15 protein-coding genes are annotated in these 17,479 nt (G+C 68.7%); 12 read left to right on the top strand and 3 right to left on the bottom strand.

Features of this window, described 5'->3' with window-relative positions:
* Positions 1-190 precede the first annotated feature (190 nt).
* The 3 genes from AB0E63_RS08475 (at position 191) to AB0E63_RS08465 (ending at position 6,404) form a co-directional block, all read left to right on the top strand.
* Complete coding sequence (locus AB0E63_RS08475; protein WP_360363214.1) at positions 191-1,312, top strand: glycosyltransferase family 1 protein; 1,122 nt, start codon at positions 191-193, stop codon at positions 1,310-1,312.
* A gap of 118 nt (positions 1,313-1,430) precedes the next feature.
* A complete protein-coding gene (locus AB0E63_RS08470) occupies positions 1,431-2,537 on the top strand; it encodes a glycosyltransferase (protein ID WP_360363212.1) in 1,107 nt (368 codons plus the stop codon).
* A gap of 108 nt (positions 2,538-2,645) precedes the next feature.
* Positions 2,646-6,404, top strand: coding sequence for a choice-of-anchor D domain-containing protein (locus AB0E63_RS08465; protein WP_360363210.1), 3,759 nt, complete (start codon positions 2,646-2,648; stop codon positions 6,402-6,404).
* A gap of 100 nt (positions 6,405-6,504) precedes the next feature.
* On the opposite strand, the gene AB0E63_RS08460 is transcribed toward AB0E63_RS08465, so the two are convergent.
* Positions 6,505-7,320: an MBL fold metallo-hydrolase gene (locus AB0E63_RS08460; RefSeq protein ID WP_360363208.1), complete on the bottom strand. Its 816-nt coding sequence runs from the start codon at positions 7,318-7,320 to the stop codon at positions 6,505-6,507.
* 231 nt (positions 7,321-7,551) lie between these two features.
* Here AB0E63_RS08460 and sdhC point away from each other — a divergent pair, with 231 nt between their 5' ends.
* The 5 genes from sdhC to AB0E63_RS08435 all read left to right on the top strand — a co-directional run bounded on the left by sdhC (position 7,552) and on the right by AB0E63_RS08435 (position 12,102).
* The gene (gene sdhC, locus AB0E63_RS08455) at positions 7,552-7,929 is read left to right on the top strand and encodes a succinate dehydrogenase, cytochrome b556 subunit (protein WP_360363206.1); all 378 of its coding nucleotides are present in this window, start codon (positions 7,552-7,554) and stop codon (positions 7,927-7,929) included.
* Position 7,930: 1 nt separating this feature from the next.
* Positions 7,931-8,386: a succinate dehydrogenase hydrophobic membrane anchor subunit gene (locus tag AB0E63_RS08450; RefSeq protein WP_360363204.1), complete on the top strand. Its 456-nt coding sequence runs from the start codon at positions 7,931-7,933 to the stop codon at positions 8,384-8,386.
* 8 nt (positions 8,387-8,394) lie between these two features.
* Positions 8,395-10,149 carry a succinate dehydrogenase flavoprotein subunit gene (sdhA, locus tag AB0E63_RS08445; protein ID WP_360363202.1) on the top strand — a complete coding sequence of 585 codons (1,755 nt, stop codon included), beginning with the start codon at positions 8,395-8,397 and terminating at the stop codon, positions 10,147-10,149.
* A complete protein-coding gene (locus AB0E63_RS08440) occupies positions 10,149-10,853 on the top strand; it encodes a succinate dehydrogenase iron-sulfur subunit (RefSeq protein ID WP_360363200.1) in 705 nt (234 codons plus the stop codon). The genes sdhA and AB0E63_RS08440 overlap by 1 nt, the downstream gene beginning before the upstream one ends.
* Before the next feature lie 94 nt (positions 10,854-10,947).
* Positions 10,948-12,102: a sialidase family protein gene (locus AB0E63_RS08435; RefSeq protein WP_360363198.1), complete on the top strand. Its 1,155-nt coding sequence runs from the start codon at positions 10,948-10,950 to the stop codon at positions 12,100-12,102.
* On the opposite strand, the gene AB0E63_RS08430 is transcribed toward AB0E63_RS08435, so the two are convergent.
* Complete coding sequence (locus AB0E63_RS08430) at positions 12,099-13,238, bottom strand: sugar diacid recognition domain-containing protein (protein ID WP_360363196.1); 1,140 nt, start codon at positions 13,236-13,238, stop codon at positions 12,099-12,101. The two genes, AB0E63_RS08435 and AB0E63_RS08430, sit on opposite strands and share 4 nt — an antisense overlap.
* Before the next feature lie 124 nt (positions 13,239-13,362).
* On the opposite strand from AB0E63_RS08430, the gene AB0E63_RS08425 reads away from it, so the two are divergent.
* From AB0E63_RS08425 to AB0E63_RS08410, 4 genes are read left to right on the top strand one after another with little or no spacing between them, the layout of a single operon-like run.
* On the top strand, positions 13,363-14,298 hold the full coding sequence (locus AB0E63_RS08425; protein ID WP_360363194.1) for a transporter substrate-binding domain-containing protein: 936 nt from the start codon (positions 13,363-13,365) through the stop codon (positions 14,296-14,298).
* Complete coding sequence (locus tag AB0E63_RS08420; protein WP_360363192.1) at positions 14,295-15,023, top strand: amino acid ABC transporter permease; 729 nt, start codon at positions 14,295-14,297, stop codon at positions 15,021-15,023. The genes AB0E63_RS08425 and AB0E63_RS08420 overlap by 4 nt, the downstream gene beginning before the upstream one ends.
* A complete protein-coding gene (locus tag AB0E63_RS08415; protein ID WP_360363190.1) occupies positions 15,020-15,787 on the top strand; it encodes an amino acid ABC transporter ATP-binding protein in 768 nt (255 codons plus the stop codon). The genes AB0E63_RS08420 and AB0E63_RS08415 overlap by 4 nt, the downstream gene beginning before the upstream one ends.
* A gap of 7 nt (positions 15,788-15,794) precedes the next feature.
* The gene (locus AB0E63_RS08410) at positions 15,795-17,042 is read left to right on the top strand and encodes an FAD-dependent oxidoreductase (protein WP_360363188.1); all 1,248 of its coding nucleotides are present in this window, start codon (positions 15,795-15,797) and stop codon (positions 17,040-17,042) included.
* Here the strand turns inward: AB0E63_RS08410 and AB0E63_RS08405 are convergent.
* The gene (locus tag AB0E63_RS08405; RefSeq protein ID WP_360363186.1) at positions 17,017-17,448 is read right to left on the bottom strand and encodes a DUF2000 domain-containing protein; all 432 of its coding nucleotides are present in this window, start codon (positions 17,446-17,448) and stop codon (positions 17,017-17,019) included. The genes AB0E63_RS08410 and AB0E63_RS08405 overlap by 26 nt on opposite strands.
* Positions 17,449-17,479 lie beyond the last annotated feature (31 nt).

The raw sequence follows: 17,479 nt of genomic DNA, 5'->3' as shown, positions 1-17,479 counted from the left end.
ACCACCGGCAACCCCGATCACCACCTGGATCGGGGTTGCCGGTGAACCTGAAGTGAACACGAAGTTTGGCGGAGCCGGGATGCCGGTCACCTGACGGCCATCCACCGGCCCCGGACCCGTCGACAGGGCATCCACGCGGGGTCACGAGAGTGTCGCCGAGGGTTCATGCGCGGTGGGGAACCTCCGAGGTGTGCGCATCGTGATGGTGGCTGAGACCTTCCTGCCGCAGATCAATGGCGTGGCGAACACGGCTCGCCACGTCGCCGATCGGCTGCGTGCCCGCGGGCACGAGCTGCTGATCATTGCCCCCGGCCCCGGCCCGGACAGCTACGGCGACGTCGCGGTGATCCGCGCCCGCAGCTTCCGGACGCCCGGCTACAAGGAGTTCCCGGTCGGCCTGCCCGATCCGTCGATCGAGCGGGCGATGGCCGACTTCAAGCCGGACCTGGTCCATCTCGCCTCGCCGTTCATCATCGGCGCCTACGGGCTGCGGGCCGCGCGCCGGCTCGGGCTGCCGACGGTGGCGATCTTCCAGACCGACATCGCCGGGTTCGCCCGCCAGTACCCCTGGTTCGCCGCCGCGGACCGCGGGATCTGGCGCTGGGTACGGCGTACGCACTCGCGGGCCGATCGCACACTCGCACCGTCGACCGCGTCGGTGGAGGCGCTGGTCCAGGGCGGCGTACCCCGGGTTCACCTGTGGGGGCGCGGCGTGAACCTGGATCTGTTCGATCCCCAGCACCGCAACGAGAGCTGGCGCCGGGAGATCTCTCCGGACGGCAGGCCGATCGTCGGGTACGTCGGCCGCCTGGCCGCGGAGAAGAAGGTCCGCCGGCTCGCCGAGCTGACCGACCTGGGCTGCCGGATCGTCATCGTCGGCGACGGCCCGGACCGCGCGTCGCTGGAGCATACGTTGCCCGGCGCAACCTTCCTCGGGATGCGCCGGGGCGCCGACCTGGCCTCGATCTTCGCGTGCCTGGACGTGTTCGTGCACACGGGGGAACACGAGACGTTCTGCCAGACGATCCAGGAGGCGCAGGCGTCCGGCGTCGCGACCGTCGGCCCGGCCGCGGGCGGCCCGCTCGACCTGATCCGCCCGGGCGAGAACGGCCTGCTGTTCGAGCCCGGTCAGCCCGGATCGCTGCGGCAGGCGGTCAAGACCCTGCTCGACCACCCGACAGCTCGCAGCCGGATGGCCGCCGCCGGCCTGGAACGCGTGCAGTCCCGAACCTGGCCGGCGGTAGTCGACGACCTGGTCGACCGCCACTACGCCGAGGTCCGCGAGGCAGCCGCCGTACGGCGGGTCGCATGACAGTACTTTTGGCCGGGCCTCCGGCGCCGGCGGGGTCATGGGGCTTTAACTCCCGGCCTTCCCTCGTCGCTCCAGTCGCTGCGCTCCCTGCGCTCCTCAGTCCAGGCCGGGAGGCCCCATGACCCAACTACGGATCGCTCAGTTGGCCAACTTCGTCGGGCCTACGTCGGGAGGGATGCGGACCGCGATCGAGCATGTCGGTCAGGGGTACGTCGAAGCCGGCGCGGAGCGGATCGTGATCACGCCGGGCGAACGGGACGTGGTGATCGAGACCGAGTTCGGCACGGTGGTCCGGATGAAGGCCCCGAAGGTCGGCGGTGGCTACCGGCTGATCACCGATCCCTGGAAGGTGATCGAGACCCTCGAACGCTTCCGGCCGACGACCGTGGAGATCTCGGACAAGTCGACGTTGCTGCCCGTGGCCCGGTGGGCGCGCAGGAACGACATCGGCTCGGTCCTGTTCAGCCACGAACGCCTGGACGCGATGCTGTCCTTGCGCACCGGCCGGCAGCTCGGCGTTGCGGCCGGAGTGGGCGCGCTCTACAAACTCCTCAGCCGGACGTACGACGCCGTCGTGGTGACGTCCCGCTACGCCGCGGCCGAGTTCGACGAGGTGACCACGCCGCTGGTCCGGATCCCGCTCGGCGTCGACCTGGACACCTTCCACCCGTCACTCGCCGAGCCGGTGGACGACGGCGTACTCAAGCTGGTGCACGCCGGCCGGCTGTCCCGCGAGAAGAGCCCGCACCTCGCGGTCGCCACGGCCGCCGAGCTGTACCGCCGGGGCGTGAACCTGCGGATGGACGTCTACGGCACCGGCCCGCATCTCGACGAGCTCCTCGAGATCGCCGGCTCCGCGCCGGTGACCTTCCACGGGTACGTCGACGGCCGCCGGACGCTGGCCACGCACCTGGCCGAGGCCGACGTCGCCCTGTCCGTGTGTCCGGGCGAGACCTTCGGCCTGGCCGTACTGGAAGCCCTGGCCGCCGGCACCCCGGTCGTCACCGCGAACACCGGCGGCGCCCGCGAACTCGTCGACGAAACCTGCGGCCGCTGGGCACCGGCCAACCCCGGCGCCCTGGCGAACGCCGTACTGGCTCTCGCCCAGCTCCCCGGCCGCAGAGCCGCGGCCCGCCGCCGGGCCGAGCTCTACGACTGGACCACCTGCATCCGCCACATGCTCGCCCTCCACACCCGCCTCGCCGAGGGCCGCCTCGCCGCCTGATTGCACAAAGCTGCAACAGACTTGCGGTCTGGTCCGTTTCCCGATAGTTCTTTGCCTTTCGCCGGTGCGATCTCGGGGTGCGCCGGAGTCCCCTGCCCTGGAGATTCAATGCGCCGCGCCCGCAAACCCGCCCTGTTCCGTGCTGCCCTGGCCGCCGCCCTCGCGGCCATCACGGTCCCCTTCATCGCCCACGCCGCATTCGGTGACGAGACCGCGATGGGCGTCATCACGACGGACGTCCTGCTCCTCGACAACTCCTTTGGCGTCAAGCGGATCACCGACGACACCGAGATCATCTCGGCCACCACCAAGGACGACGGGGAGCTCCACCTGTCGAACACGTGGTTCGGACCACCCATCGGCCAGCGCTTCGCCAACGGGACGACGTACGACGTGGCGGCGGTGCGCACCACATCGGTGGGCAGCATCGGCAACGTGTGCCGTACGTTCCAGAACCAACACGCGGCCGTGAAGTCCGGCACCCTCACCGTCGACAGCGTGGAGTACGACGGCGACACCGTCACCAGCATCGCCGCCAGCTGGATCGTCGAGTGTGCCGCCTCGAACGGCTCGACCTCGTCGCAGGGCTTCCTCCGATTCGCCGGCGACGGCCCGCACCCGCTGGTCACCCCGGCGCCGGTCACCATGCCCGAGGCAGGCCGGTCGAATCCGGTCGAGGCGACGGTGACGCTGACCAACGCCGGCGACGCGGCCACCGGGACACTCGGTGCGGCCACCGTCGACCCGGCCGTCGCCAGCGGCCAGTACTACAAGGTCGCCACCGACCGGTGCGCCGGGACCATCCTCGCGCCGAGCCAGGCCTGCACGGTCGACGTCGTCTACGAGCGGGACACCGCAGGGTACGCGCAGGCCCGCATCGCCGTGGCCGCTCCGGGTTACCCAGGCGGCAAGATCCTGGCGGGCGTGGGCGGGACCGCGGTCGCCGCACCGACTGACGCTCCCATCGCCACGCCGTACCCGATCCTGAACGGGCAGGGCATCAGCTGGTTCGGAGTCCTGCGCGCCGCCTGGTTCCAGGTCGAGCGACGACTTCCCACGGAAGACTGGCAGAACGTCTCCGGCCGGATCAGCGGCAATGCGATGAGTTGGGCGGATCACACCCTTCCGGCAGGCAGCACAGCGGAGTACCGCGTCACCGCCGGTAACGCCGACGGTGCCTCACCGCCCAGTGCGATCGTGACAGCGACGAGGCCGTCCGCCGCCGTCGACACCGGATCCGTGAACGCATTGTCGGTCGATGCCGACGGCGCCGGCCGGACGCTCGACCAGGTGACGACCTCGTTCGACGAGACCTGGGCCTACACGCGTCATCGCACGCTTCACTCCGTCGACTTGTCGGTCACCCTGCCCGATCTCCCCGGCCCGGGGGTGTACGAGGTGGCCCCCGAAGCGGCTCGGCATGTGTCGATTCGCCAGTCAGCCTTCGAATGCCCGTTCGCCGGGACCCTGCGGGTTGATCAGCTCGCCTACGCCGACGACTTCCGGCCGATCACTACGCTGACAGCGACGGCCGATGGCGTCTGCCGGACGGACGAGGGCGACAGTCCGCGCGTGGTCCTGGAACTCAGAGTGAACAGTGCTCAGCCGCTCGCAGCGGTCGCCGTCAGCCCGATCGACGCCGGCCGTGTCGCCGTGGGCCAGCAGTCGGAGCCGAAGGCGGTCACCATCCGGAACACCGGTACCACGCAGGTCGAGCTCGGCCAGCCGTCCGTCGTCGGAACGACGTCAGGCGACTGGACGATCCAAACGAACCACTGCCCGGCAACTCTTGCCGCTGGCGCGACCTGCACCGTTGACGTGGTCGCACGGCCATCGGCAGCCGGAACTCGGTCTGCTCAGTTGGAAATGACGGACAGCACGACCCGAGGGCGGCACCACGCTGCCCTGACCGTCACCGGTCTGGGTACGGCGGGACCGCCGAAGAACTTGAAGGCCATCGGAACGCTCACCGGTGTCGATTTGAGCTGGGACCTGCCCGCCGACAACGGCGAGAGCGAGGTCACCGGCTACACCGTGCACCGCTTGGTCGACGGGATCGAGACGACATTCCAGGCGGCTCGGGTCGAGGAGGAGACGACATCACGCTGGACGGACTCAAACCCGCCGGCCGGCGCGACGTACGCCGTCTCCGCCCGGAACCAGATCGGCGACGGCGAACCGACCACGGCTCAGGCGCCGCGGCGGACCTCGGATGTTCTTGCCTATAGCAACGGTGGGCTGTACCAGTGGGCGTTGCCGGACGGAACACAACCGGTCCCGGTCGGCTCGGGCACCCCGTCGCAGGACGTCGGCGAGATGGCCGCCTCGAGCGACGGCCGGTACCTGGCGTACGCGGCGGACGGAGCTCTGTGGACCGTCAGGGCAGACTCGTCGGCCGTCTCGACGCCGGTCAGGGTGGCGTCGGCCGGCACTGTCTGGGACATCGCCTGGTCGCCCGACCGGAGCAGACTGGCTTACGCACAGGGCGGGAACGGGGAGGAGATCTGCGTCTGGGTGGTCACCCTCCCCACCGGCGACCCCGTCAAGGTCCGCTGCGGTGTCTGGCAGCCGAGCTGGTTGCCCGACATGCAGGCACTGGTGGTCGCGGACGCAGACCATGGCATGTTGGAACGGGTCGAGGCCAAGGCCAACGGCGCCGTGCTCGGCACCTACGCCGGCACGGAAGCTGGGACGACTCCAGTGGTTTCTCCCGACGGGCGCTGGATCGCGTACACGAGCGTCTTGCCGACACACCACGTGAGCCTCGTCCCCCTGGCCGGCGGCGTATCGCCATCGGTGACGGTGTCCTACGCACCGCAGCGGTTGTCCTGGTCGCCCGGTGCCGATCGCCTTCTCCTCTGGGGACACCCCAACGCCTACAGCACGATCGCGGTGGCTGCTGACGGCACGCTCGGAAAGGAGGTCTCGCTCTTCGCAGGCTATGTCGAAGGGATCCGGGCTCCCGTGTGGCAGGGCCTGAGCGTGACGATTCCGCCGACCGCGGCCGTGACGGGTAGGACGGTCAGCATCCCGTTCGACGTCTCCGCCTTGAGCTCCGGCACGCAGACCACGTGCCGTCTCGACGCGGGCGCCTGGGCACCCTGCACGACGCCGTACCGCGCCACCGGCGTGATCGGCGGCGCTCACACCCTCATCGTGAAGGCCACCGAGCCCAGCGGCCGTACGGTCGTGAGCTCCCGCTTCTTCACCGTCGACGCCACCGGGCCGGTGGCTCGGATGATGGGGCCGGCGTATCAGTCGTCGGTCGCCGCGACGGCGACGCTGACGGTGTCGGCCACGGATGCCGGCGGGGTCGCGTCGTACGACGTGCGCTACCGCCGGGCCACCTCCGCCGGGCCGTACGGCGACTATGTGCAGCCGTGGACGAACACGACCGCTACGTCGATGAACCTCGCGGTCGCGGCCGGGTACGAGTACTGCGCCTCCGTTCGGGCGAAGGACAAGTTCGGGAACGTCGGTGGGTGGAGTGCCGACCGGTGCTTCTCCCGGCCGCTCGACGACCGATCGCTGACAATGGCCTCGACCGGCTGGACCCGGGCGACCGGATCGACGTTCTACTACGGCACGACGACGCAGACCACGGCGTACGGCAAGTCCCTGACGCGGAGCGTGCAAGGCAAGCGGTTCTTCCTGGTCGCCACTCGCTGCCCAACCTGTGGGTCGGTCGCGGTGTACGCCGGGAACACCCGCCTGACCACGGTGAACCTGGCCTACCCAACCACGCACCGCCAAGTCCTGCTCGGCCTCCCGGTCCTGAGCACGCTCTTCAGCGGCACGCTGAAGTTCGTCTCCGCATCCAGCGGCAAGCTCGTCCAGATCGACGGCCTCGCAGTCGGCCGCACCTGAGCAGAAGGAAGGAGGTAGTGCCGATTCCCGTGCCCCGGCAGGTCACTCCGAGCGTGATCTGCCGGCCAGTGGGCGTATACGTCCTGTCCTTCTGCGCCGATCAGGTCAGGTGGTCGTAGTCGCCGCGGGTCCAGGCGGCGTGGCGGTCGGCGGAGCGGCGTACGACGGCCTTGGCGTCGACCGGGATCGTGGAGCCGAAGTTGTTGTAGAGGCGGTCGTACTCGAACGGGTCGAGGGCGCGGGCGACCCGGTCGACGACCGCGCCGGACAGCGGGATCCGGTTCGGGTAGCTGCGCATGAAGCTGACCGAGGTGCGGTCCGGGTTGGCGAAGATCGTGTCGCCGGACAGGATCACCCCCTTGCCCTCGGCACCGTTCGCCCAGTGCACGACCGCGCTGCCCGGGAAGTGCCCGCCCGGCTGGATCACGGTCACGCTCGGTAGCGGGATGAGTTTGCCCGACCAGGTCCGGATCACCGGATCCTGCCGGGCCACCCACTCCGCGTCCGGCTCGGACACGTAGACCGGTACGTCGCCGAGCCGGTGGCTCCACTCGACCTGGACGCCGTACATGTGCGGGTGGCTCGCGATGATCCCGACCACGTCGCCGAGCTCACGAACCCGGCGTACGGCGTCGTCGTCGATGTACCCGATCGGGTCCCAGAGCAGGTTGCCCTCGGCCGTCCGGAGCAGCATCGACTGCTGGCCGATCCCGACCGGCGGTTTCGAGCGGACGCCGTACAGATCCGGCTCGACCTCGTCGATGGTGACCTGGGTGCCGGCCGCGGCCAGCTCCTCGAGCGTGGTCCAGTGCTGGCCGTCGGCCGGCACCCACTGGCGCTCGTCGGCGCAGATCGCGCAGACCTCCACCTGCTCGGAGTGCTCGACCGCACAGGTCGCACAGATCCAGAAACTCACCGTAGTTTCTCCCCTCAGCTGTGATGTGCCGTAAGCCAACGCGTTCAAGCTCAGTTGAAGTCAAGAGCATCGAAGGCTCACCGTCGAGGGCCACTGCGGGCCCCGCCCGATGGGCCACTACGCGACCGATCTCACACACATCGCGACCGATGTCACATCTGTCAGGACATTCCACCTCGACGAGCGGGTCTAGCATCGGAACGATTTGGTGTTCTCGACGAGGAGGATCTGGTGCCCAGCAAACCAGCCGGCACGCTCTACCGCGGCCGGGAGGGTATGTGGTCATGGGTCGCGCACCGGATCACCGGTGTGGGGATCTTCTTCTTCCTGCTGGTGCACGTGCTGGACACCGCGCTGGTCCGGGTCTCCCCGGAGGCCTACAACGAGGTGATCGGCACCTACAAGAACCCGATCGTCGGCCTCCTCGAGGTCGGCCTGGTGGCCGCGATCCTGTTCCACGCGTTCAACGGCATCCGGCTGATCCTGGTCGACTTCTGGGCCAAGGGCCCGCGCTACCAGCGCCAGATGATGATCGGCGTCGGGGTGATCTGGGTCGTTCTGTTCGTCCCGTTCGTCATCCGCCATCTGACCCACGTGTTCGGAGGCTGAGATGAGTGAGATCGCGGCTCCCCGGTCGAGCAGCCGGTCGCGAAGCCTGAAGGGCGGCGGCCGGAACCGGTCCGGGCAGACCAACTTCGAGCTGTACAGCTGGCTGTTCATGCGGCTTTCCGGCCTGGCCCTCGTCGTCCTGGTGCTCGGCCACCTGTTCGTGAACCTGATGCTCGGCGGCGGGATCACCGCGCTGGACTTCGGCTTCGTGGCCGGCAAGTGGGCCAACCCGCTGTGGCAGGTCTGGGACCTGCTGATGCTGTGGCTGGCGATGCTGCACGGCACCAACGGGCTGCGCACGATCGTCAACGACTACGCCGAGAAGGACCAGACCCGGTTCTGGCTCAAGGCCTTGCTGATCACGGCGGCGATCGTCATCGTCGTCCTCGGCACCCTGGTGATTTTCACCTTCGACCCCTGCCTCGACCCCAACTCCACGTTGTCGGTCTGCAAATAAAGGAAGTCATGCAGCAGCATCAGTACGACGTCATCATCGTCGGCGCGGGTGGTGCGGGAATGCGCGCCGCCCTCGAGTCCAGCAAGCGGACCCGGACCGCGGTGCTCACCAAGCTCTACCCGACCCGGTCGCACACCGGCGCGGCCCAGGGCGGCATGTGCGCCGCGCTGGCCAACGTCGAGGAGGACAACTGGGAGTGGCACACCTTCGACACGGTCAAGGGTGGTGACTTCCTGGTCGACCAGGACGCGGCCGAGGTGATGTGCCGCGAGGCCGTCGACGCGGTCCTCGACCTGGAGAAGATGGGCCTGCCGTTCAACCGGACCGCCGAGGGCAAGATCGACCAGCGGTTCTTCGGCGGCCACACCCGCAACCACGGTGAGGCCGTCGTACGGCGTTCCTGCTTCGCCGCCGACCGCACCGGTCACATGATCCTGCAGACGCTCTACCAGCAGTGCATCAAGCAGAACGTCGAATTCTTCAACGAGTTCTACGTCCTCGACCTGCTGATGACCGACGGCAAGGCGAGCGGCGTGGTCGCCTACGAGCTGGCCACCGGCGAGCTGCACGTGTTCTCGGCCAAGTCCGTGATCTTCGCGTCCGGCGGCTTCGGCAAGGTCTTCCGTACGACGTCCAACGCGCACACGCTGACCGGTGACGGGATGGGCATCGTCTGGCGCAAGGGCCTGCCGCTGGAGGACATGGAGTTCTTCCAGTTCCACCCGACCGGCCTGGCAGGTCTCGGCGTACTGCTGTCCGAGGCCGCGCGTGGTGAGGGCGGCATCCTGCGGAACAAGGACAACGAGCGCTTCATGGAGCGCTACGCCCCGACCGTGAAGGACCTGGCGCCCCGGGACATGGTCGCCCGCGCGATGGCGAACGAGGTTCGCGAGGGTCGCGGCTGCGGTCCGGACGGCGCGTACGTGATGCTCGACCTGACCCACCTGGAGCCCGCGCACATCGACGCGAAGCTGCCGGACATCACCGAGTTCGCGCGGACCTACCTGGGTGTGGAGCCGTACACCGAGCAGATCCCGGTCTTCCCGACCGCGCACTACGCGATGGGCGGCATCCCGACCAACATCAAGGGCGAGGCGCTGGCCAACAACGACGACGTGATCCCGGGCCTGTACGCCGCGGGTGAGGTCGCCTGCGTATCCGTGCACGGCGCGAATCGGCTCGGCACGAACTCGCTGCTCGACATCAACGTGTTCGGCCGGCGCGCGGGGATCGCGGCCGCGGAGTACGCGGAGACGGCGGTCTTCGAGGAACTGCCTGCCCAGCCCGAGGCGTACGTCGTCGACCTGGTCGAGGGACTGCGGAACTCGGCCGGCGAGGAGCGGATCGCGGCGATCCGGTCCGATCTGCAGGCGACCATGGACCTGAACGCGCAGGTGTACCGGACCGAGGGTTCGCTGAAGCAGGCGCTGGTCGACATCGAGGCGCTGAAGCAGCGGTTCGCCCAGGTCGGGGTCCAGGACAAGGGCAAGCGGTTCAACACCGATCTGCTCGAGGCGGTCGAGCTCGGCTTCCTGATCGACCTGGCCGAGGTGCTGGTGGAGGGCGCACTTGCCCGCAAGGAGTCGCGCGGCGGGCACTTCCGGGAGGACTACGCGACCCGGGACGACGTCAACTTCATGCGGCACACGATGGCGTACCGCGAGATCTCAGTTGCCGAGGACGGTAGCGAAACAGTCAACATCAGGCTCGACTACAAACCGGTGATCCAGACCCGCTACAAGCCGATGGAGCGGAAGTACTGATGGACGTCAAGGTCAAGATCCTGCGGTACAACCCCGAGGTCGTCGACGAGGCCGAGTGGAAGACGTACGCCGTCACCCTGCAGCCGACCGACCGGGTCCTGGACGCCCTGCACAAGATCAAGTGGGAGCAGGACGGCACGCTGACCTTCCGGCGGTCCTGCGCGCACGGCGTCTGCGGCTCGGACGCGATGCGGATCAACGGCCGGAACCGGCTGGCCTGCAAGACGCTGATCAAGGACCTGAACCCGGACAAGGAGATCACCGTCGAGCCCATCAAGGGCCTGCCGGTGCTCAAGGACCTGGTCGTCGACATGGAGCCGTTCTTCGACGCCTACCGCTCGGTGATGCCGTTCCTGGTCACCAGCGGCCACGAGCCGACCCGGGAGCGGATCCAGTCCCAGGCCGACCGGGACCGCTTCGACGACACCACCAAGTGCATCCTGTGCGCCGCGTGTACGACGTCCTGCCCGGTGTTCTGGTCCGACGGCCAGTACTTCGGCCCGCAGGCGATCGTCGGCGCGCACCGGTTCATCTTCGACAGCCGCGACGAGGGCACCGAGCAGCGGCTGGAGATCCTGAACGACAAGGAAGGCGTCTGGCGCTGCCGGACCACCTTCAACTGCACCGACGCCTGCCCCCGCGGCATCGAGGTCACGAAGGCCATTCAGGAAGTGAAGCGAGCGCTCATTTTCCGCCGCGTGTGACGTGATCTAAACTTCACTCCGCAACCAGCCTCTGCCCCCGGGACGTCGAAGGGGGCGGAGGCTGCTGGCTACCCCGGGGGTGACTGTGCCGCGCGTGCGCGCGATCGTCGACCGCTCCTACGCTCACCTGGTCGAGCGGCTGGAGCGTCTCGGCGTACCCCGGCGCTGGCCACCGCTGCTGATCGTCGGCATCGCGGCCGCCACCACAGCCGTCGTACTCGCGCTCGTCGTCGGGATCACCGGCCGGACCGGGGGCATTGACCCACCGACCGCCATCCTTCCCGCGTCCGCCGTGAAGGACGGGTCCACCGTCGTGAACGCGGCGTCGGCCCAGGTGCGGTCGATCACGATGGTGACGCCGAACCGCTGGGCGGCCGGCTGGGCCGACTGCTCCACCGGTCCGAGGTGCCGCTACTCGGCGGTGATCGACCGGGACGGCGCCAAGGCCATCGCTCCGGAGTGGTCGGTGCCGTACGTAACACTACGCACCGGCGATGAGGCGATCGCGGTGGCCCCGCCGCGGGAGGGCACGCTGACCGGAGACACGACCGTGCTGTTCCGGCTGACCTACGACGGCCCGGTGACGTCGCGGCTGCGGTACGTCCTGCCGACCAGGACCTTCCAGCGTGGCGAGATCCTCACCGACCGGATCGTGCCGGGACGGATCGTCGTCGTGAACCCCGAGGAGTGGACCGTCCGCATGCTGCAGACGCAGGGCACGAGGTCACCCTTCTGCGACACCACCGGCCGTTGCTGGATGCTGTCGGGGATCGGCCGGACGGACATCATCTGGACCGACGACGGTGGAACGTCCTGGGAGTCGGCACCGCTCGACGAGACCAACCAGCGCGGACGACTGACGGTCAGCCCGGACGGCAGCACCCTGGTGGCGACCGCGGTCGCCATCGACAGCCGGAGCGAGACGGTCGCATCGATGCGGCTCTCGACCGATCGAGGCGCCCACTGGACGACGGTCCAGCAAGTTCCCCAGAACCTGAAGGCCGCGCCGGTCGCCTTCGACGACGGCACCGCGGTCATGCTCGGCGCCCGATCCGGCCACCGAACACCCCAGCTCTACCGAATCACCACCGACGGCGCCGAACCGGAGCCCGGAACCCCCGGCACCTTCACCCACCTGACCGGCGACACCCAACTCCTCTACGGCCCGAGAGTCTCCAACCAGCGAGCCATCCAGGTAGCCACCAGCACCGACCGAGGCAAAACCTGGCAAACCTTCATCCCCCGCTAGTCCAGCTGGGACGCCAGACAGGCCAGGTAGATGGTGAGGGTGCCGCGGTGATCCCGCCAGGGCCGGCCGGTCAGGCGTTCGACCTTCTCCAGCCGGTAGATCAGGGTGTTGCGGTGGATGTGCAGGGCCTCCGCGGTCCGGACCAGGTTGAAGCCGCTCTCACACCAGGCGATCAGGGTGGTCCGCAACTCCGGCCAGTCCGCGTGCGTCGCCAGGTCGCCCGCCACCAGGCTGAGCAGGCGAGCCCGGGCACGATGACCGACCGCGGCGAGCACCTGATGCCCGCGCAGGCCGTCGATCACGTACGCCGATGCGCCCGGATCGCACCCCTTGCCGAGGCGGAGCGCATCGCCGGCGTCGGCGTACGCCTCGTGCAGCGCGGAGATCCCTCGCGCCGGTCCACCCACGCCCGCCCGCGACACGAAGCCGTGCGCGCTGGTGATGGCCTGGACGGCACGCTCACCGAACTGCAGTCTGCTGTCCCGCTTCAGCACCGGCAGTACGGCGAAGCGCCCAGCGGTCATGCCCGCCACCAGGGCGGCTGACCCGAAAGTCTGCCGCAAAGTCCGGAGCACCTCTGGGCGAAGGGTGGCGACGTCGCCGGTCCCGCCCGGTAGCGGCTCGTCCATCTCGACGACCACGACAGTCCGCGGCACGGTCAGGTCGAAGCCGAGTTCCTTGGCCCGCGCGACCAGGAACGCGGGATCGACCACGTCCGGGTCGAACGAGCCGATGTCGCGGACCAGTTCCTCGAGGGCACGTTCGCGCAGCAGCAGAGACCGGAGCTCGACGGACTCCTGCAGCAGGATCTCGGTCTGCCTGCGGACCACCAGCCCGAACCGGCGGACCTGGCGCGGCGACCCGGTGATGCCGACCGTGCCGACCGCCTCGCCGTCGATCACGATCGGCAGTGTCATCCCGGGCTTCACCCCGCGCAGCCGCTGGGCCTCGGCCGCCGTGTGCCAGGCCGCTTGCTGCGACGCGAGTACGTCGACCGACGCCTCGTGGAAACTACCCAGCCGACTCGGGTCACCGCTGCCGATGACGATGCCATGGTCGTCGGTGATGAGCACGTTGTAGCCGATCACCTCGGAGGTGTCCCGGGCGATCTGCTGGGCCAACGGAGCGGAAAGCATCTTGTACGAAGCGTACGACGCGGGCCGCAGATTTGCGACGAATCATGGATCAGTCGTCCAATGACTCTGGCGACCTGCCTTTCTAGCCTGGAAGAAATCGGGGTCAGGCACGGAAAGGTACGCCATGTCGAGAACCTTCTTGGCCCGCTCCCGGGTCGTCTCCTCACTCACTGCCGCCGCCTTGGTGGTCGCCACGCTGACCGCGTGCGGGGGTGAGTCCAAAGCCCCGGTCTCGGACGCCGCCGCCGCGCTCGGCACGATCGAGCCCGGGGTGCTCAAGGTCGCGATCCAGCCGTACGCGCCGTACACCTCGCTGGTGGGCGACAAGATGGCCGGACTGGACGCCGACATCCTGAATGCCGTGGCCGGCAAGCTCGGGTTGACGGTCAAGCCCGAGGTCACCGACTTCGCCGGCATGCTGGCCAACGTCCAGTCCCGGCGGGTCGACATCACCATCGGCGGGGTCGCCTGGACCGCGGAACGGCAGAAACAGGGGCTGTTCACGGATCCGCCGTACTACTCGCCGCCCGCGATGGCGGTCCGCTCCGGTGAGCACTACCAGACCGTGGAAGACCTTCAGGGTAAGGATCTCGGGACGGTCGAGGGCTATGTCTGGGTGAAGTCGATCCAGGCCGTACCCGGCGCCAAGCTGCACGCGTACCCGGACGGGAACGGTGTCTTCGACGATCTCGGCGCCGGCCGGATCAACGCGGGCTTCCTGGATCCGCTGCTGGTCCTCGCGGCGCAGAAGGAACGGCCCGAGCTCAAGGTGGAGACGCAGTACCTCACTCCCCCGTCGGACGCGGAGGTGAAGGAGCATCCGCAGTACGAGTACTTCCGTTCGTACATGACCGCGTTCTACCTGCCCAAGCAGGCGACCGCGCTGGAGAAGGCGATCTCGGAACAGATCCGGGCCATGTACGGATCAGGCGAGATGACCAAGCTGATCGAGAAGTACGGCGGCGCGCCGGACCAGTTCCTGAAGCCGGCACGGGAGATCGCCGCCACCCGGCGCGGGGTCGACCGGCCCGCCGACTGGCAGCCGCCGAGCATCTCATGATCACCCAACTCTTCGAGGTGCCCTGGTCCGACTACGCGCCCGCTCTGCTGGACGGGCTCGAACGGACGGTCCTCTACACGATCGCCGGCTTCGCGGGCGCCGCCGTACTGGGTCTGGCACTCGCGCTGCTCCGGGTGAGCCGGCATCGCCTGCTCCGGATCCCAGCTGCGATCTACACCGAGCTGTTCAAGAACATCCCGCTGCTCGCGATCATCTTCGTGACGTACTTCGGCCTGGCATCGGCCGGCCTGAAGCTGGACGTCTTCAGCGCCGGCTGTGTGAGCCTGATCGTGTTCTACGCGGCGTACCTGTCGGAGATCTTCCGGTCCGCGATAGCCGGCGTCCACAGCGGTCAGCAGGAGGCGTCGGAGGCGCTCGGCCTGAGCCGGGTCAGCACCTTCGCGTACGTCGTGTTTCCGCAGGCACTGCGGTCCGCGCTGCCAGGCACGAACACGATGCTGGTGGATCTGCTCAAGTCAACGTCGTTGCTGGTCACCATCTCGGCAGCGGAGCTGATGTCAGAGGGCCGATTGATCACCTCGGCGACGTTCCGGGCGCTGGAGGTCTATCTGGTCATCGCGGCCATCTACTTCGTGCTGTGCTACCCGCTGTCGCAGGGCCTGCTGTGGCTGGAGCGGCGGATCCGCGCCGGAGTGCCGTTGACCCCAAGGCGCCGGCGGCGGCTCAAGGCCGCACGTGCTCTGCTGGAAGGGGCCTCGGCATGACCGTGCGCGCGTTGAGCGATGTCGTCGTACGGATCGAGAACCTGAGCAAGTCCTTCGACGGACGACTGGTGCTCGACGGTGTGAGCCTGACCGTCCGGCACCAGAAGATCGTCGCGATCATCGGCCAGAGTGGTGGCGGCAAGACCACATTGCTGCGGTGCCTGAACCTGCTCGAGCGACCGGACCACGGTCTGCTGGAGGTAGCGGGCGAGACGATCTTCAGCGGAGACGACGTGCAGTGCCGTGATCTCGCGCGGTTGCGGCAGTCGGTCGGCATGGTGTTCCAGCGGTTCAACCTCTTCCCGCATCTGACCGCGGTCGAGAACGTGATGCTCGCGCAACTGCGGGCCGGCGTACCCGAGCAGGCCGCGTTGGAGCGGGCCGTGCAGTTGCTGCGCCGGGTCGGGCTCGCTCATCGCGGAGTGGCGTACCCGGAGCAGATGTCGGGCGGTGAGCAACAGCGGGTCGCGATAGCGCGGGCCCTGGCGCTGAAGCCTTCGGTGCTGTTGTTCGACGAGCCGACGTCGTCGCTGGACCCCGAATCCACCGCGGAGGTACTGCGTGTGATGCGTGAGCTCGCCGATGACGGGATGACCATGGTGCTGGTGACGCATGAGCTCCCGTTCGCGCGGGATGTGGCGGACTGGGTCGTATTCGTCGACGGCGGCCGGATCGTCGAGCAGGGTTCGCCTGCCGACATCCTTGGCAAGCCGCAGGAGCTGCGGACCCGGACGTTCCTCGCGTCGTTCGCGGCCGGGCAGTAGGTCGCCGATGCGCATCATCGTGATCGGCGGCGGGGTGATCGGTCTGTGGTCTGCTGTCGCACTGGCCCGGGCCGGCGCCGACGTGACCGTGCTGGATGCGGGGCCGCAGGCCGGCTTCGCTTCCCCGGCAGCGGCCGGCTGGGTCGTCCCGGCGCTCTCGGCTCCGTTGTCGGGTCCCGGCGTACTGCTGCACTCCGCCCGTCAGGCCCTGCATCGTGCGGCCCCGTTCAGCGTCTCGCCGCGGCTGACTTCTACCTTGCTGCGGTGGATCGTCGGTTTCGTGCGCAGCGGTTCGGCCCGGAGGTACTCCGCCGGGCTGCGCGCCGTACTGGATCTCGGTGCCGGATGTGTGGACGACTTCGGGCGGTTGCAGGAGATGGCGGATCTGGAGCTGCGGCAAACCGGTCTGTTGATGGCCGCGGTGACACAGTCCGGTCTGGATGACGTGGCTCAGCTGGCGGAAGCTACAACGGCCGCTGGATACAAGGGCGGCTACGAGATCCTGGACGGGCATGCGGCACGGCTGCGCGAACCTGCGCTGGGGTCTGCGGTGGCTGGTGCTGTGCACGCTGTCGACGAGGTGCAAGTGCGGCCGGAGCACGTCCTGCATGCGTTGCGCTCTGAGCTCGCCAAAGCCGGCGGCCGGTTGGTGATCGGTACGGCGAGCCGCCTCAGTCCGGGGTGGCGGGTCGAGAGCAGTGCGGGTACGTTCACCGCCGACCGTCTCCTGGTGGCCGCAGGTGCGTGGTCGACCGAGCTTCTCGCCGTACTGGGCGTGCGGATTCCTTTGATGGCTGCGACCGGCTACAGCATCACCACGGCCGGGACTGGGCTCGCGCCGAGGGTCGCGGTGAAGCTGGTCGAGCCGAGTATCGCGGTCACTCCGTTTGCAGACGGCGTTCGCGTTGCTGCACGGCTGGACCTGGGCCGGCCGGGCGGTCCGATCGCGGAACGCCGCCTGGCCACCGTCCTCGATCGAGTGACGCCTTACTTCGCCGACTGGCGCCCCGGGTTGTCAACGGCAACCTTCGCCGGCATGCGCCCCGCCACCCCCGACAGCCTGCCGCTGATCGGCCCGATCCCCGGCCACCAGGGCCTGTACGTCGCCACCGGCCACGGAATGCTCGGCCTGACCCTCGCCCCCGGCACCGCGCGACACGTCGTCCCCTTGGTCCTGGACAACGTGCGAGCGCCGGAGCTCACGCCCTTCGCCCCCGAGCGCTACCTCCTCAGGGGTGCATCGTGGCGCCCTTGAGGACCTTGTCGACTGCGTTCTTCGGGCCGTAGACGGCGATGCCGACCAGGTCGAGCTCGGCCGTCGGGACCGCCCGGACCGCGGCGCGGTTGTCCCGGTCGTTGCCAGTAGCAAACAAGTCCTGCGTGAAGACGGAGTGCTCGATCTCTCGCCGGAGCGCCCGCTCATGCGCGATCGCCATGAACTCCTTCGAGCCCTCGAACACCAGCACCGGCTGCCGGAACATCGGCAGATACCGGGTCCCGTCAGCATCCTCGTACGGCTCCCCGACGACCTCAGGATGCGTCCCCGCGATCCCACTCACCATGAAAGCCGTCACGTTCAAGCGCTGCCAGACCGCAAGGTCGTCCCGCAGCAGGACCGCGATCTTCGTGTCGAACCGGATCGGCTCAGCTTCATCAGTCACCCCAGCAGACTGCCCTGCCGCACACCTGCCT

This window comes from Kribbella sp. NPDC026596 (assembly GCF_040638415.1).
Taxonomy (GTDB): Bacteria; Actinomycetota; Actinomycetes; order Propionibacteriales; family Kribbellaceae; genus Kribbella.
The sequence above is the reverse complement of the archived record's forward strand: the minus strand, read 5'-3'. Positions and strand labels throughout refer to the sequence as shown.

Excerpts from the sequence above, each read along its gene's own strand:
- AB0E63_RS08465 (WP_360363210.1), top strand. The coding sequence starts at position 2,646 with ATGCGCCGCGCCCGCAAACCCGCCCTGTTCCGTGCTGCCCTGGCCGCC.
- AB0E63_RS08425 (WP_360363194.1), top strand. The coding sequence starts at position 13,363 with ATGTCGAGAACCTTCTTGGCCCGCTCCCGGGTCGTCTCCTCACTCACT.
- AB0E63_RS08470 (WP_360363212.1), top strand. The coding sequence starts at position 1,431 with ATGACCCAACTACGGATCGCTCAGTTGGCCAACTTCGTCGGGCCTACG.
- AB0E63_RS08450 (WP_360363204.1), top strand. The coding sequence starts at position 7,931 with ATGAGTGAGATCGCGGCTCCCCGGTCGAGCAGCCGGTCGCGAAGCCTG.
- AB0E63_RS08440 (WP_360363200.1), top strand. The coding sequence starts at position 10,149 with ATGGACGTCAAGGTCAAGATCCTGCGGTACAACCCCGAGGTCGTCGAC.
- sdhA (WP_360363202.1), top strand. The coding sequence starts at position 8,395 with ATGCAGCAGCATCAGTACGACGTCATCATCGTCGGCGCGGGTGGTGCG.
- AB0E63_RS08420 (WP_360363192.1), top strand. The coding sequence starts at position 14,295 with ATGATCACCCAACTCTTCGAGGTGCCCTGGTCCGACTACGCGCCCGCT.
- AB0E63_RS08415 (WP_360363190.1), top strand. The coding sequence starts at position 15,020 with ATGACCGTGCGCGCGTTGAGCGATGTCGTCGTACGGATCGAGAACCTG.
- AB0E63_RS08430 (WP_360363196.1), bottom strand. The coding sequence starts at position 13,238 with ATGCTTTCCGCTCCGTTGGCCCAGCAGATCGCCCGGGACACCTCCGAG.
- AB0E63_RS08410 (WP_360363188.1), top strand. The coding sequence starts at position 15,795 with ATGCGCATCATCGTGATCGGCGGCGGGGTGATCGGTCTGTGGTCTGCT.